The sequence below is a fragment of the Streptomyces chartreusis NRRL 3882 genome (genome assembly GCF_900236475.1).
Lineage (GTDB): Bacteria > Actinomycetota > Actinomycetes > Streptomycetales > Streptomycetaceae > Streptomyces > Streptomyces chartreusis_D.
This window is the reverse complement of sequence record NZ_LT963352.1, coordinates 1846748-1861979: the sequence shown is the minus strand read 5'-3', so window position 1 is coordinate 1861979 and position 15232 is coordinate 1846748. Positions and strand designations below refer to the sequence as shown.

Genomic DNA, 15232 nt, shown 5'->3' with positions numbered 1-15232 from the left:
CATGTCTTCCCCCAACGGAACCCCCACCAAGATCACCCAGGGCTCGCAGACCAAGGGCGGCATCGGCGAGTCCACGCTCCGCCCGGACGGCGTCCTCAAGGTCACCGGTGAGTTCGCGTACTCGTCCGACATGTGGCACGAGGACATGCTGTGGGGCCAGATCCTCCGCTCGACCGTGGCACACGCCGAGATCGTCTCCATCGACACGAGCGAGGCCCTGGCCCTGCCGGGCGTCCACGCCGTGCTGACGTACGACGACCTGCCGACCGACGTGAAGAACTACGGGCTGGAGATCCAGGACACCCCGGTCCTCGCCCACGGCAAGGTCCGCCACCACGGCGAGCCGGTCGCGATCGTCGCCGCCGACCACCCGGAGACCGCGCGCCGCGCCGCCGCGAAGATCAAGGTGGACTACCGGGAGCTGCCCGTCATCACCGACGAGGCCTCCGCGACCGCGCCGGACGCGATCCTCGTCCACGAGAACCGCGACGACCACCACGCCGGTCATGTCCCGCACCCGAACATCGTCCACCGCCAGCCGATCGTCCGCGGGGACGTGGCCCGGGCCCGCGAGCGGGCCGACGTGATCGTCGAGGGCGAGTACACCTTCGGCATGCAGGACCAGGCCTTCCTCGGCCCCGAGTCCGGCCTCGCCGTGCCGGAGGAGGACGGCGGCGTCCACCTCTACATCGCCACCCAGTGGCTGCACAGCGACCTGCGCCAGATCGCGCCCGTGCTCGGCCTGCCCGAGGACAAGGTGCGGATGACGCTGTCCGGCGTCGGCGGCGCGTTCGGCGGCCGCGAGGACCTGTCGATGCAGATCCACGCCTGCCTGCTGGCGCTGCGCACGGGCAAGCCCGTCAAGATCGTCTACAACCGGTTCGAGTCCTTCTTCGGGCACGTCCACCGCCACCCCGCCAAGCTCCACTACGAGCACGGGGCCACCAAGGACGGCAAGCTCACGCACATGAAGTGCCGGATCGTCCTGGACGGCGGCGCCTACGCCTCCGCCTCCCCGGCCGTCGTCGGCAACGCCTCCTCCCTGTCGGTCGGCCCGTACGTGATCGACGACGTGGACATCGAGGCCATCGCCCTCTACACCAACAACCCGCCCTGCGGCGCCATGCGCGGCTTCGGCGCGGTCCAGGCCTGCTTCGCCTACGAGGCGCAGATGGACAAGCTGGCGAAGGAACTCGGCATGGATCCGGTGGAGTTCCGGCAGCTCAACGCCATGGAGCAGGGCACGATCATGCCGACGGGGCAGCCGGTCGACTCGCCGGCCCCGGTCGCCGAACTCCTGCGCCGCGTCAAGGCGATGCCGATGCCACCGGAGCGCCAGTGGGAGTCCAGTGAGGGCGCCGACGTACGGCAGCTGCCGGGCGGTCTGTCCAACACCACGCACGGCGAAGGCGTCGTACGCGGTGTCGGCTACGCGGTGGGCATCAAGAACGTGGGCTTCTCCGAGGGGTTCGACGACTACTCGACCGCGAAGGTCCGGATGGAGGTCGTCGGCGGCGAGCCCGTCGTCACCGTCCACACGGCCATGGCCGAGGTCGGCCAGGGCGGTGTCACGGTCCACGCGCAGATCGCCCGCACCGAACTGGGCGTCACGCAGGTGACCATCAACCCGGCCGACACGCGGGTGGGCAGCGCCGGTTCGACGTCGGCCTCCCGGCAGACGTACGTCACCGGTGGCGCCGTGAAGAACGCCTGTGAGCTGGTCCGCGAGAAGGTGCTGGAGATCGGCCGCCGCAAGTTCGGCTCCTACCACCCGGCCTGGGCGACGGCCGAACTGCTGCTGGAGGGCGGCAAGGTCGTCACCGACGGCGGCGAGGTCCTCGGCGACCTGGCCGACGTCCTGGAGGACGAGGTCGTCGAGGTCGAGGAGGAGTGGCGGCACCGGCCGACCGAGCCCTTCGACCTGCGCACCGGCCAGGGCAACGGACACGTCCAGTACTCCTTCGCCGCGCACCGCGCCGTCGTCGAGGTCGACACCGAGCTCGGCCTGGTGAAGGTCATCGAGCTGGCCTGCGCCCAGGACGTCGGCAAGGCGCTCAACCCGCTGTCCGTGCTCGGCCAGATCCAGGGCGGCACGACACAGGGTCTGGGCGTGGCGGTCATGGAGGAGATCATCGTCGACCCCAAGACGGCGAAGGTGAAGAACCCCTCCTTCACGGACTACCTGATCCCGACCATCCTCGACACGCCGACCATCCCGGTCGACGTCCTCGAACTCGCCGACGAGCACGCCCCGTACGGGCTGCGCGGCATCGGCGAGGCACCCACCCTGTCGTCGACGCCGGCGGTCCTCGCGGCCATCCGGAACGCGACCGGGCTCGAGCTGAACCGGACTCCGGTACGGCCCGAGCACCTGACGGGTACGTCACTCTCCGAGGCCTGAACAGGAGAGTTCCGTCCGGGGGACCGCGTCCCCCGGGCCCCCTCGTTCGTCTCGGGCCGTCCCCCGGGTCGTGCATCCCAACCCCCTATGAAACTTGGGAGTAGGCCCACATGACCCAGCAGTCACTGGAGCCGAGGACCACAGCCGAGGACGCGGGCGAAGGCACCCGCGTCCCGGCCGGACGGTCCTGGCTCGACCGGTACTTCCACATATCCCACAGAGGGTCCACGGTCGCGCGCGAAGTGCGCGGCGGCGTCACCACCTTCATGGCGATGGCGTACATCCTCCTGCTCAACCCCCTGATCCTGTCCGGCAAGGACGCGGCGGGGAACACCCTCGCGCAGCAGGGCCTGATCACCGCGACCGCGTTCGCGGCGGCCCTCACCACGCTGCTGATGGGTTTCGTCGGCAAGGTGCCGCTCGCCCTCGCCGCCGGTCTCTCCGTCTCCGGAGTCCTCGCCTCCCAGGTCGCGCCCGAGATGACCTGGCCGCAGGCGATGGGCATGTGCGTGATGTACGGCGTGGTCATCATGCTGCTGGTCGTCACCGGTCTGCGCGAGATGATCATGAACGCGATCCCGCTCGCGCTCAAGCACGGCATCACCATGGGCATCGGTCTGTTCATCGCCCTCATCGGCTTCTACAAGTCCGGCTTCGTGCACCAGGGGAAGGCCACCCCCGTCACGCTCGGCCCGGCGGGCGAACTGGCCGGCTGGCCGGTGCTGCTGTTCGCCGGCACCCTCCTGCTGATCTTCATGCTCCAGGCCCGGAACATCCCGGGCGCCATCCTCATCGGCATCGTCAGCGGCACGGTCGTCGCGGCGATCCTGAACGCCGCCGGCGTCATCGACCCCAGGCAATGGGCGGGCGGTGCCCCCGAGCTGCACGGCAGCGCGGTGTCCATGCCCGACTTCTCGCTCTTCGGGGACGTGGAGTTCGGCGGCTGGGGCGAGGTCGGCGCGATGACCGTCGGCATGATCGTGTTCACGCTGGTGCTGGCCGGGTTCTTCGACGCGATGGCGACCATCATCGGCGTCGGCACCGAGGCCGAGCTCGCCGACGACAAGGGCCGGATGCCGGGCCTGTCCAAGGCGCTGTTCATCGACGGTGCCGGCGGTGCGATCGGCGGTGTCTCGGGCGGCTCCGGCCAGACCGTGTTCATCGAGTCGGCGACCGGTGTCGGCGAGGGCGCCCGCACGGGTCTCGCGTCCGTGGTCACCGGCCTGTTCTTCGCGGCCTGCCTGTTCTTCACGCCGCTCACCGCGATCGTGCCGCAGGAGGTCGCCTCCGCCGCCCTCGTCGTCATCGGCGCGATGATGCTGATGAACGCCCGGCACGTGGACTGGGCCGACCGGGCCACCGCCGTCCCGGTGTTCCTCACGGTCGTGCTGATGCCCTTCACGTACACCATCACCACCGGTGTCGCCGCGGGCGTCATCTCCTACGTGGCCATCAAGACCGCCCAGGGCAAGGTGCGCGAGATCGGCGCCTTCATGTGGATCCTGACGGCGGTGTTCCTCGTCTACTTCGCCCTCAACCCGATCGAGAGCTGGCTGGGCGTCCACTGACGCCCGCCGCAGCCTTAAGGAGACCGAGACAGATGCTGGACATCGCCGAGGAGCTGAACCGGTGGGTCGAGCAGGGCCGTGACTTCGCCGTGGCCACCGTGGTGGCCGTCGGCGGCAGCGCGCCCCGGCAGCCGGGAGCCGCGCTCGCGGTGGACGCCGAGGGCACGGCGATCGGCTCGGTCTCCGGGGGCTGCGTGGAGGGCGCGGTCTACGAGCTGTGCGAACAGGCGCTGCGGGACGGCGACACCGTCCTGGAGCGCTTCGGATACAGCGACGACGACGCCTTCGCCGTGGGTCTGACCTGCGGCGGCGTCATCGACATCCTGGTCACCCCGGTGCGGGCCGGCGATCCGGCCCGGCCGGTGGTCGCGTCCGCGCTCACCGCCGCCGCCCGAGGGGAGGCGGCGGCGGTGGCGCGGATCGTTTCGGGTCCGCGCGAACTGACGGGCCGGGCCCTGCTGGTCCGCCCCGACGGCACGCTCGAGGGGGGCTTCGGCGCCCATCCGGAACTGGACCGTACGGTCGCCGCGGAGGCGGGCGCCTTCCTGGACGCCGGCCGCACGGGCACCCTGGAGATCGGAGAGCAGGGCTCTCGCTGCGGAGCGCCGCTCACCGTCCTGGTCGAGTCCTCCGTCCCGCCGCCCCGCATGATCGTGTTCGGCGCGATCGACTTCGCCTCCGCCCTGGTCCGCATCGGCAAGTTCCTCGGCTACCGCGTCACGGTGTGCGACGCGCGCCCCGTCTTCGCGACCCGGGCGCGCTTCCCGGAGGCCGACGAGATCGTCGTCGAGTGGCCCCACCGCTACCTGGAGGGCACGGACGTCGACGCCCGCACGGTCCTGTGCGTGCTGACCCACGACGCCAAGTTCGACGTGCCCCTGCTGAAACTGGCGCTGCGCCTGCCGGTGGCGTACGTCGGTGCCATGGGCTCCCGGCGCACCCACCTGGACCGCAACGCGCGCCTGCGCGACGTCGGTGTCACCGAGCTGGAATTGAGCCGGCTGCGCTCGCCGATCGGCCTGGACCTCGGGGCCCGTACGCCCGAGGAGACGGCCCTGTCGATCGCGTCGGAGATCGTCGCCGGGCGGCGCGGCGGCAGCGGGGTCTCGCTGACCGGGGCCCACACGCCGATCCACCACGAGCCGGAGTCGCAGGCGGTCGGGCGGATCGGGTCGGTGGCCTGAGGCCGGCTCAGCGGGCCACGGCCTCCAGCAGGGAGAACGGCTCGGCCTCCGGGAGCGGGCCGACGGAGCCGAGGGACAGGCCGGCGGCATCGCACAGGTCCGCGAAGTCCTGGCGGGTGCGCTCCCTGCCGCCCACGTTCACCAGCATGTTGAGGTCGCTGAGGTACGTGCTCCCGTCTCCGCCGGTCGTGACGGCCTCGGGCAGCACCGGTTCCAGGATCAGGACCCGCCCGCCCGGAGGCAGTACGGCGCGGCAGTGGCGCAGGATCGTGACCGCCCGGTCGTCCGGCCAGTCGTGCAGGATGCTCTTCATCAGGTAGAGGTCCGAGCCCCCGGGCACCGACCGGAAGAAGTCCCCGGCGACCAGGGAGCAGCGGTCGGTGAGCCCGTGCCGCCGCAGGGTCTCGGGCGCCTGGGCGAGGCCGTCGGCAGTGTCGAGGACGACGCCCTTGAGATCCGGGAACGCCGTGAGGATACGCCACGCCCACCGTCGCCTACGCCGTGGAGCTCGGCTACGACGTCGCGCCGCTCGAGGCGTACGTGCGGTACGAGAACGGCCGCTACCTGGACGGCTGGTACAACCGGCTCCGCGACGCCTACCTCACCACGATGGCCGACCTCGGCGTGCACGCCGACCTGTCGCCGGCCGACTTCCTGGCGGCCATGGACGGCTACGAGGAGCGTGACCCGCAGCTGGCGATCGTCGTCTTGGCGATCAAGGCGAAGGTCAAGGGCGGCCTGGGCAAGCTGCGCGAGCGCCCGCGCGGTGAGGGCTGGCGGCAGGGCAAGCCCTGGCGGGCCTTGTCCCGGCCGACGTGGCGGCCGGACATCCGCGCGGCGGTCATCTCCCGCACGCGCATCAACCTGCACCGGAAGATCGTCAGGCATGCGGCGTTCACCGGGCAGTACCCGGTGGCGATCCTGTCCGACTGCGTCGTGTACGCGGCCGACGGCGAGAGCCCTCTGGACTTCCTGCCCTGCCGGGACGGCAAGCCGCTGCCCGGCGGCTTCAAGCTCGGCATCAACCCGGGCCTGGTCAAGCACGAGGGCACACAGACCGTGCTGTGGGGCGAGGAGGTCCGCGAGCGGTTCAACGCCCCGGAGCTCAACCTCGCCCGGTATATCAAGGACGGCACCGTCACCGACGTCGACAACAGAGAGGAGGAGAGGGCGACGATGAGCCTGTTCGGGGACGGCCTGGACGCCGCGGTGCAGAAGGCGTTCACCCGCCCGGCGCCCAAGAGCGCGGGCGCGCAGATGCGGTACCTGGTCAAGCAGATGAAGGGCACCAAGCCGGTCGCCCAGATGTTGCGGGTCTCCCAGCGCACCGTCGAGCGGTACGTGAAGGACCGGATCAAGAAGCCGCGCCCGGACCTCGCCGCGCGCCTGGAGCGCGAGGTGAAGGCCCGGTTGCAGCCGCAGATCCGGGCCAAGGCCCGGCAGCAGGCGGCGACGACCGGCGGCATCGTCATCGACACGCGCGCCCGGATCGGCTACACCGCGCCGGTCGGATCCACCGACGAGGACCGCCTGCGTCACCTCACGGTGGCGCTGCCAGGAGCAGGGCGCCACCGAGCAGCGCCTCAAGGAGATCGCCGCTGAGGCGCTCAAGGAGGTGTACTTCCGGGACGGCGGCCGCCGCGCCGGCCAGTTGGAGGAGGTCCACTTCACGGACATCCAGCACCTCGAGTTCGACCTGTAGCAGCCGCACCCCGAACAGCCTGCGAGCGGACCGCTTGGTACGGGCTCGCTCGCGTATCCGCGAGGGGTGTGAAGCGGCGTGATGGCCTTCGGTTCCGTCATCGGGCAGCGGGTGCTACTGGGTGCCTACACCGAATCGACGGTGGGCTTGGGGCCGGATTGCCTGTGGCACGTGTGAGGGGACATTGCTGACGATGCTGGACTGTCAGCCGGCGGGTCTCAGCAGGTCTCTTCGAACTTCACAGCGTTGAGCGTCACTGGTTGACCTTCGAGCTTGGTGCCAGCAGCGGGTTCCTGGGAACACACCTTCCAGTTGGACTCGATGACGATGACGCGGCCTTCGCCGGAGGCGTCGTTGACGACGATGCTGGCGTTGGAAGGGAGTGCCTCGCGAGCGACCTTGACGGACTTGCCTTTGAAGTCGGGCATCGACGCTCCGGCAGTCTCGGTCTGGGTGCCTTGGTCGGTGGCCGGGCAGGTCTCTTCGAGCTTGACGGTGGCGAAGTCGACCTTGGAGTTGGTCGGGTGCTGACCGGGGTCTGGGGCCTGGAAGCAGACCTTCCAATTGCGGTCGTCGAACTGCTCTCGGCCGCGACCGAGGGCATCGTGTGAGGTCAGATTGTAGAAGCCTGCATCTTGGGCCTGGTCCTGCGCGGACTGCAGGCCTTTGCCGATCATGTCTGGCAGAGAGGCGGACTCTGGCGTTGGCGTGGGCTTGTCGGCGGGTGCGCTGGTCGTGGTGTCCGGCGTTCGCGTCGGCTCGTCGTCAGTGGGGGTGCCGTTGCCGCCACAGGCGCTGAGGCTGGCCAGCGTGGTGAGGCAGGCCGCAGCGAGGGTGGTGCGTACTTGGGTGTGCATGATCCCCCCAAGGGTCGTGCGTGGGCGAGGGGTCGGCAAGCGCGACCTGCGGGATTCCCGAGGCAGGCGTGTCGCTTTATGGTAGTATGCTCGATTTTTACAATAGCCCGCCCGATGCCGGGCGGGCGCTGAGGGCTTCACCCCTGATGAGGGGTCTCCTGGCGGCGGGCGGAGGTGGCCTTTAGCACTCAGGAAGGCGCCGTGGTGCCCGACGCGGCACGCGCGGCCGGCACCGCGGCGTCCGGCTGCGCGGCGACGGGAGCCTGGTCGACGAAGTCCCGTACGAGCGCCACGGTCTCGGGCACCGTGACGTCCTTCGTCAATTTCTGGCTGTGCCACCAGCAATCCAGCTCAAAGCGGTGCGCGCCGTGGGCGAGTGCCACGTGCCTGACCTACATCTGGCGTCGGCATCGGCGGCCGCGGTGGCGCTCGGTCGCCTCCAGATGCTTCTGGACGATGGCGACGTGGTACCGGCCGGGCAGGGACCGCCGCTCCAGGCAGCCGCGGCACTCCAGCAAGTGCAGCACGGACCCTCCTAGTGCTCCAGGCGCCCGGGGAGCTCTTGCCCTCGAACGTGTTGCAGCTGCCGCACAACGCACAGGCGGCACAGGTGGTCGACGGCGCGGGTGCCTCGCACGCGGGGCGAGTCGCACAGCACGCCGCGCAGGTCACCGGTGTACCGCTGGAAGGCGGCTCCCGAGCACGGCGGGCACAGGGTGACGTAGCCGAGCGGGCTCGGCGACGCCATCCGCCCCAGCGCGGGACGGGCCCTCCGTCGTCTTCGACCACCCGCCGTTCGAGATCGTCGCGGTCTTGTACGAGGCGGACCTCTTGGCCGGAGGTGTGCCGTGTCAGCCATGTTGTGGCGCACTGGTCTCGCGTCGCCTGACGCGACGTGCCGCTGTGCTGGCGAGCGGGTAGCTCTCAGGGATGTCTGTGGCGGCCCGGGTGAACGGCTCCCGCCCGGCGGCCGCAGTCTGGTTGACGACACCCAGTCCGGCTCAGCAGTTCAGCCACGCGCCCGAGGCCCACCAGGCCGCTCTGCTTGTCCCTTTCCACCGGCGCTCCGCGCGCACCCACCGGGCGATGTCTCCGTCGTTCGGGCGCTGCCCGGTGAGGCAGCCGGCCCGCACCAGCCACACCAGGCACAGCAGCACCTCGATCATGATCACCATCCGCAGAGCGACCCGCAGCGCCCGTAACCTTCCCCCGTCGCCCATCGCCTGCGTCGGTCTGGCCACGGGAAAGGTACTGACCCTGCTCCGTCGCCGCCAGGACGTCCTCACCCAGAGGAGTGGGCCACCTTTTGTTGACGGGCTACCGGCCAAGGAAGGCGAGGATGCCAAGACACAGGGTCAGGGCTGCAGCAAAGGTGACACCGCTGCGTGAAAGGGCCGCCGGAATGGCGGCTCCCTCCCAACGGGCAAGGCCGAAGGCGATCACTGCGGCAACCGTGGCGAACAAGACGGCCACCGCCAGGACGAGAAGCAGGAACGCCGTGGAGCCGTAGTTCACGAGTGCACCGCCTTGATGAGGTTTCACCGGGAAGGGATTGGGACGATCCTGAGTAAAACCCGCTGGTGAGCCGGTTGAATGTTCTCCGGCGACAACAGGGGGTTGTCCGGTGAACAACTGAGCGGGAGGGCCCGTGGGGGGCAAGGGGAGACGACCGGGCCGGCCGTGGGCACCGCCCAGAGGGTCGTGTGCTGAGATCAATCAGTTGGTTGAGCAGGTGCGGTCCTGGCTGGACGATGCCTCAATGTCGGTGAGGCAGCTCCACCAGCGTCTTACGCCGGACCACTTCACGGCCGGGGCGGTGCCCGAAGTGCGCCGACTGCGTGATCTGTTGTCCGGTGAGGCACTGACGTGGGACCTGGTCGAAGCGGTGGCTGACGTCTGTTTCCCCGACGAACCGGTCGACCGTGCCGGGCAGCGCCTGCAGATGGCACGAGACTTATGGGAAAGGGCCCGGGCCAGTCCGACGCCGCTTGCGGAGGGCACGAAAGAGCTGGCACTCGCTCATGACCTGCTGGCGGCTAAGGACCGAACCATTGAGGTGTATCAGGAACTGCAGGTCGTCCGGCAGGCCTACGAGGCCAGCGAGCGCAGCCGGGCGCAGGCGCTTCAGATCGCCACGCTTCTGTTCGCCATGCTCGGCCAGGCTCAGGCAAAGGCGGTGGAACTGAAACGCCGGGTTGACGCCCTACAGGTGCTACCGCCAACGGACCCGGAGGGGCACACAGCGCTCGAGCTACGCCTGTCCCGCGCGCAGCGGCAGCAGATCGATCTGCGTCAGCAGCTGGCTCGTGCAGAGCAGGAGAGAGACACGGCCCAGCAGGTGGCCGACCATGCTGCGCGCCGCATTCAGCTTCTGGAAGCCGAACTCGCTGAGCTGCGCAAGTGGGCAGGATATGAGGATCGCGACTTCGCGCAGGAGCTGACCCCCCAGGCTCCTCAGCCCGGCTTGCAAGCGATCTCTGACGATGACGCGGCTCTCGACGATGTCGATCTTGCCTTGGAGAAGGCGCGGGCCGTGCTTGATGAGGAGCACGATGCCGTTCAGCAAGCTGCCCAGGACATGGGGTATCGCGCATCTCCGCGCTCGGATTCTGCCAGCGGCACCATCAAGTTGGTGCCGGCCCAAGCTCAGCACTTAGTCACCCAACAGTCCCTGCCTCGGGCAGATGAAGAGCCCTCTACGTTGTCCCGAACAACCCGGGACAACCAGCTGACCAGCACCGACGCCACTTTTCCTGTCGATGCATCGCGCCTGTCGGCTGATCGTTTGCGCTACATAGGTGCCGCGACCCGGCGCATCGCCCGGGGCCTAGACCTGGACGAAATTGTGATGGGGCTGTGCCGGGCCACCGTGCCTACCTTCTCCGACGCGATCCTGGTCTACCTACGCGACCCGTTGCCCGTCGGCGATGAGCGGCCCACCGGCCCGCTGGTGCTCCGGCTGAGCCGCACCGACCATAGGCCGGGGGAGGGCGAAGCCGACGGGGGGTTCATGCCGCTGGTACAGCTGGAGCCCACCGAGCTGGACGTGGTCGGCACGCAGCTGTGCGAGGTTCGGCCCGGTAGCGCGCTCGCCGAGGTGCTGCGCGGCGTGCGCCCAATCTTCACCAACACGCCCGCAGCCCGGGCGGCCCTGCCCGAGCTGCTCGGAAAGAACGCTGAGTGCTGCGTCCCACCCGGAAAGCGCGCGATCCTCGCGCCACTGCGCGGCCGGCGCCGGGTGATCGGCACCGCGCTGTTCCTGTGCAACCCCGAGCGGCGCGCATTCCAGGAGGACGACCTGCTGGTGGCGGCGCAGCTCGCCACGCACAGTGCACTGAGCATCGATAGGACAGCGTTGAACGGGCGCGAGGCGTTTATCGCTGACGAGCTGCAGCGCAGAATGCTCCCGGAGACCCTGCCCCGCTGCACCGGTGTGCGGTTGGCCTCCCGTTATCTGCCTGCGGCGGAGACGGTCCGGGTGGGCGGCGACTGGTACGACGCGATCCCGTTGCCCGGCAGCCGGGTTGCCCTGGTCGTCGGTGACGTCATGGGCCACGACATGACGTCGGCAGCCCTTATGGGCCAACTCCGCACCACTGCACAGACGCTCGCGGGCCTGGACCTGCCGCCGCACGAGGTGCTGCACGCCCTCGATGAGCAAGCCCAGCGACTGGGCACTGACTACATCGCGACCTGCCTGTACGCCGTCTACGACCCGGTATCGCACCGCATCACCATCGCCAACGCCGGCCATCCGCCACCCGTCCTGCTCCACCTGGGCGGCCGTGCCGAGGTGCTGCGCGTGCCCGCCGGTGCCCCGATCGGGGTCGGCGGTGTCGACTTCGATGCGGTGGAGCTAGACGCGCCTGTCGGCGCGACCCTGCTGCTGTACACCGACGGCCTTGTCGAGTCCCGCCTGCGGGATGTGTGGACCGGCATCGAGCAGCTGCGGGAGAAGCTCACCGCGGTCGCGCAGCTCACCGGACCAGACCAGCCGCCACCACTGGAAGCGCTGTGCGACGAGGTGCTCGACATGCTCGGCCGTGGCGACCGGGACGACGACATCGCGCTGCTCGCCGCCCGCTTCGACGGGATCGCACCCAGCGACGTGGCCTACTGGTTCCTGGAGCCGGATGACACGGCCCCCAGCCGGGCCCGACGTCTCGCCCGCCGCGCGCTCACCCGCTGGGGCATGGAGGAACTCACGGACTCCGTGGAACTACTGGTCAGTGAAATCGTGACTAATGCAGTGCGGTACGCCTCCCGGCCGGTCACCATGCGGCTGCTGCGCACGGACGTGCTGCGCTGCGAGGTCAGCGACGACGTGCCGCAACTCCCTCGGCTGCAGCAGACCCGCGTCACCGACGAGGCCGGACGTGGCCTGTACCTGGTGAATCGGCTGGCCCACCGCTGGGGCGCGACCCGGCTGAGCACTGGCAAGGTGGTCTGGTTTGAACTCAACCGGTGAGATTGGGCTGCCGCGAGTGTGGGAGACCAGGCAGCCCTCTGGCCAAAGTGTTCAGGCTCACTTCCTGCATGGCGCGCCCTATCAGCTCGGGGTCAGCGCCTGGCCCTGCTCATCCTGGGGTGGCAGCACCGCCGCGGGGGGCCATCAGATGCCTCTCTTTGGCGTCTCGGCGCAGTTTGGCCGGTCCCGCCCGGAAGCTGTGTCGTATGAGCAGGACCTGCCGGTCGGAGGCGTGACGAACGGCTGGGGGTACGGGTCCGGTGCCGGTGGTGCGGGCGGCGTGGCCACCGGGGGTGCGAGGTGTTGCGGGCGTTGGCGACGGGCAACTCGCAGCACGATCGCGGCGTACAGCAGGACGGTTGCCATGTCCGCGAGGGCGAGTTGCCAGGGTGCGTCGGCTGCGGTCTCGTCGGAGGACAGTCCGTCGACGACTGCGGCGGAGACGCCGAAGGCCAGCAGGTTGTTCAGGACGTGCAGGGCGATGGTGGCTTCGAGGCCGCCCGTGCGGATGGTCAGCCACCCCGCCACCAGGCCGAAGACAAGCAGGTCGATGAAGCCCCACGTGGTGCCCCAGCCGTGGGCGGTGGCGAACAGCGCGGCTTGGGGGAGTACGGCAAGCCACGGGGAGCGCAGGAAGGCGCCGACTGCCTGGGTCAACCAGCCCCGGAAGACGTATTCCTCGGCTGCGGCCTGTACCGGAACGAAGACGGCCAGGACGGCCAGGGAGACGAGGAACGATCGCCAGCCGACCCATGCCGCGGACGTTCCGGAAGCAGAACTGTCGTCCGGCAGAAAGATGGTGCTCAGCGCCAGAAGGGTCACGGGGAAGAGAGCGGCGAGCAGGCACCATGCCAGCCAGCGGATGCGCAGTCGTCCGGTAACCGAGGACAGGGTGCCGGCAGGTCGTCGCTCGGTCCACCGTACGGCGAGCAGGATGAGGGGCAGGGCGACCGCGAGGTACGTCAGGTCCAGTGCTGTGTTGCGCAGTGGGCCTAAGTCCACACCGCCGTCGGCTAGTTCCGGGTATCCGGCTGCTGTTCCGAGGGCGTAGGAGAAGGCGTACAGCAGGAGAACGAGCACGAGCCAGCTCGGGAGGAACAGCACGCTGCCGAGCACTGGCCGCCACCAGCGCTGCCGACTGGTGCGGCGGCCCATGCGGTGATACGCGAAGCCGGCGAGGTCCGGAGATGCAGTTGTCATGATCGCCAGCATCCCAACAGCGGAGTGCCGGGGCGTCCGCCCGAAGCAGGAGTGACCGCTCAGCCCAGGGGTGGATACTCCGGTCCCTTTCGAGACATCGGTACAGCGGACCGCTCCCGCCCGTGTTCCGGAAGCCACCACCAGCACCGGTGTGACGTTTTCGCGGGCCCCGCACGCTGTTGTCCACGGGAGTAACTCGGTGGGATATACGTGAGTTGAGCGGAACCTGAGGTTTCGGGGTGGCGGTAGCAGCCAGTCCGGTTTGTTCTTTCCGCCGGGCAGCTTGCCGTAGATCGTCCGGATCTGTCCGTCCGGTATGCGAAGAATCTCCTGAGTGCCCGTCCGGAGGCAAGGAAAGGTTCAGGGCATATGCGTCTCAACATCTGGAACTGATGATCGAAAGAGGGCTAGGTTCTTCACCGCCCCCGGCACAGACGCCCGGGGGTGCGGGCACCGCCATTTCCGACGCACACGGTTTCCAGGCCATCAGTGCACCGGGAGGCAGCGCCCGCACCGTCTTACCCGAAGGACCACGATAGTGAATCGTCGGCATATCCGCATGAGTGCGGTCGCTGCTCTTGCTGCCCTCACCCTGGGTGCCGCTGGTACCACGGCGGCGCAGGCGACCGAGCAGCGCCGGACGGCCGCTGCCGCCTCCGTCACCCCGGAGGAGTTCGACCCGGAGTTCGAGTTCTCCTCGCATGAGGCGTTCGTCAGCTATCTCGACTCCGCTGAGGGCCAGCAGCTCCTGAGAGAAGAAGGCCTCACCCAGGCGGAGATCGCTGCCGTCTACGCCGGCGACGACGTCGCTGCCAAGGGCTGGCTGGACAAGCTGAAGAAGAAGGCGCTGAAGAAGGCCTTCAAGGCGCTGCCCGACTCCTGGCAGAAGAAGCTGACGGACTGGGCGAAGAAGGGCAAGGGCTACTTCAAGGAGAAGTGGAACTCCCTTCCGGGCTGGGTGAAGAAGGCCCTGACCCTGGGGGGCGCGATCTCCGTCAAGACGGCCATCGAGTGGCTCATCGACATCATCCTGTGATGTACCGCTCCACCTGATGCGGCCCCTCCCCGGGGGCTGTAACACCCATGTGCGCCCCACGGTTGTTCCCCCTGCCGTGGGGCGCACGTCCATGCCGACACCTACCACGCTTCGGAGGCATCCCATGATCGATTCCAGTAGCTCTGAGAGGGTTCGGGAGTTCAGCCCGGCTCAGTACATCGCCCCCTACCTCCTGCTTATCATCGGCAACGCCGGAGTGCAGAACGCGCCGACGAGTGATCGACCCGTGCTTTTCTGGGTGTTCACAGCGATCGCCGCACTCGGTGCCGTTTCCGCCGTCGTGCGCCTGAAGCGCATGTGGAACACCCATCAGCGCCGTACCCTGCCCGCGTGGACACGATTCCTCGGCCTGCTCCTCACTCTGTACGGCCTGTACGTCGCCTACTGCATCATCGACGGCATGGGCGCATAGAACTCGGGATCGGCCCCTCCAACACCATCGCGGCCGCCCCTCCAGCCAGCTCGACCAGCCCGGCGGTGTCCTCGCCGTCGGCTCCGACCAGGGTCCCGACTGGCTCCGGCCGCTGCCGGTCGAGGCCCTGCACGGCATCGGCCCGCGCCAGGCGCAGATGCTGCGCGAATACGGCATCTACAGCGTCGGCCTGCTCGCCGCCGTCCCGGCCGCCACCGTGCAGCGTCTGTTGGGCGGCCGCGCCGGCCGCCTGGCCGCCGACCGGGCCCGCGGCATCGGCCCGCGCCGTTACCCTGCCGCTGACGTTCGCCGACGGCAGCCCCCGGTGGGAGAAGACCCGCCGCCTGGCCGAACCCTCCGCCCACGACGACGAACTGCACACC

12 protein-coding genes and 3 pseudogenes are annotated in these 15232 nt (G+C 69.2%); 8 read left to right on the top strand and 7 right to left on the bottom strand.

Annotated elements, in window-relative coordinates; all coding sequences use genetic code 11:
- Position 1 precedes the first annotated feature (1 nt).
- The 3 genes from SCNRRL3882_RS08330 (at position 2) to SCNRRL3882_RS08320 (ending at position 5153) form a co-directional block, all read left to right on the top strand.
- Positions 2 to 2401, top strand: coding sequence for a xanthine dehydrogenase family protein molybdopterin-binding subunit (locus SCNRRL3882_RS08330; protein ID WP_010042407.1), 2400 nt, complete (start codon positions 2 to 4; stop codon positions 2399 to 2401).
- Between the two features lie 110 nt (positions 2402 to 2511).
- Entirely contained in the window at positions 2512 to 3969 is a 1458-nt protein-coding gene (locus tag SCNRRL3882_RS08325) for an NCS2 family permease (RefSeq protein WP_010042405.1), read from the top strand.
- Positions 3970 to 4001: 32 nt separating this feature from the next.
- Positions 4002 to 5153, top strand: coding sequence for an XdhC family protein (locus tag SCNRRL3882_RS08320; RefSeq protein WP_010042403.1), 1152 nt, complete (start codon positions 4002 to 4004; stop codon positions 5151 to 5153).
- Positions 5154 to 5160: 7 nt separating this feature from the next.
- Here the strand turns inward: SCNRRL3882_RS08320 and SCNRRL3882_RS08315 are convergent.
- Positions 5161 to 5628, bottom strand: a pseudogene (locus tag SCNRRL3882_RS08315) (methyltransferase); the annotation flags it as partial.
- Here SCNRRL3882_RS08315 and SCNRRL3882_RS08310 point away from each other — a divergent pair.
- Together SCNRRL3882_RS08310 and tpg are read left to right on the top strand one after the other, a co-directional pair.
- Positions 5628 to 6314, top strand: a pseudogene (locus tag SCNRRL3882_RS08310) (transcriptional regulator); the annotation flags it as partial. The pseudogenes SCNRRL3882_RS08315 and SCNRRL3882_RS08310 sit on opposite strands and share 1 nt — an antisense overlap.
- Before the next feature lie 15 nt (positions 6315 to 6329).
- Positions 6330 to 6855: pseudogene (gene tpg, locus SCNRRL3882_RS08305) on the top strand (telomere-protecting terminal protein Tpg).
- A 218-nt stretch (positions 6856 to 7073) separates the two neighbouring features.
- On the opposite strand, the gene SCNRRL3882_RS08300 reads toward tpg, so the two are convergent.
- The 4 genes from SCNRRL3882_RS08300 to SCNRRL3882_RS08290 all read right to left on the bottom strand — a co-directional run bounded on the left by SCNRRL3882_RS08300 (position 7074) and on the right by SCNRRL3882_RS08290 (position 9227).
- On the bottom strand, positions 7074 to 7712 hold the full coding sequence (locus tag SCNRRL3882_RS08300) for a PASTA domain-containing protein (RefSeq protein ID WP_029181355.1): 639 nt from the start codon (positions 7710 to 7712) through the stop codon (positions 7074 to 7076).
- Between the two features lie 392 nt (positions 7713 to 8104).
- The gene (locus SCNRRL3882_RS42220; RefSeq protein WP_267880843.1) at positions 8105 to 8239 is read right to left on the bottom strand and encodes a hypothetical protein; all 135 of its coding nucleotides are present in this window, start codon (positions 8237 to 8239) and stop codon (positions 8105 to 8107) included.
- Positions 8240 to 8713: 474 nt separating this feature from the next.
- Complete coding sequence (locus SCNRRL3882_RS40735) at positions 8714 to 8953, bottom strand: hypothetical protein (protein WP_158688425.1); 240 nt, start codon at positions 8951 to 8953, stop codon at positions 8714 to 8716.
- Positions 8954 to 9029: 76 nt separating this feature from the next.
- Complete coding sequence (locus SCNRRL3882_RS08290; protein WP_010042392.1) at positions 9030 to 9227, bottom strand: hypothetical protein; 198 nt, start codon at positions 9225 to 9227, stop codon at positions 9030 to 9032.
- A 1063-nt stretch (positions 9228 to 10290) separates the two neighbouring features.
- Here SCNRRL3882_RS08290 and SCNRRL3882_RS08285 point away from each other — a divergent pair.
- Complete coding sequence (locus SCNRRL3882_RS08285) at positions 10291 to 12180, top strand: SpoIIE family protein phosphatase (protein WP_102514975.1); 1890 nt, start codon at positions 10291 to 10293, stop codon at positions 12178 to 12180.
- 144 nt (positions 12181 to 12324) lie between these two features.
- Here SCNRRL3882_RS08285 and SCNRRL3882_RS08280 read toward each other — a convergent pair whose 3' ends face one another.
- Positions 12325 to 13380: a type II CAAX endopeptidase family protein gene (locus tag SCNRRL3882_RS08280; protein ID WP_231911107.1), complete on the bottom strand. Its 1056-nt coding sequence runs from the start codon at positions 13378 to 13380 to the stop codon at positions 12325 to 12327.
- Positions 13381 to 13939: 559 nt separating this feature from the next.
- On the opposite strand from SCNRRL3882_RS08280, the gene SCNRRL3882_RS08275 reads away from it, so the two are divergent.
- Both SCNRRL3882_RS08275 and SCNRRL3882_RS40730 read left to right on the top strand, forming a co-directional pair.
- Positions 13940 to 14416: a hypothetical protein gene (locus SCNRRL3882_RS08275; protein ID WP_010039219.1), complete on the top strand. Its 477-nt coding sequence runs from the start codon at positions 13940 to 13942 to the stop codon at positions 14414 to 14416.
- Between the two features lie 124 nt (positions 14417 to 14540).
- Entirely contained in the window at positions 14541 to 14849 is a 309-nt protein-coding gene (locus tag SCNRRL3882_RS40730) for a hypothetical protein (protein WP_010039216.1), read from the top strand.
- Here SCNRRL3882_RS40730 and SCNRRL3882_RS41665 read toward each other — a convergent pair.
- On the bottom strand, positions 14827 to 15231 hold the full coding sequence (locus SCNRRL3882_RS41665; RefSeq protein ID WP_010039215.1) for a hypothetical protein: 405 nt from the start codon (positions 15229 to 15231) through the stop codon (positions 14827 to 14829). The two genes, SCNRRL3882_RS40730 and SCNRRL3882_RS41665, sit on opposite strands and share 23 nt — an antisense overlap.
- Position 15232: the final 1 nt, after the last annotated feature.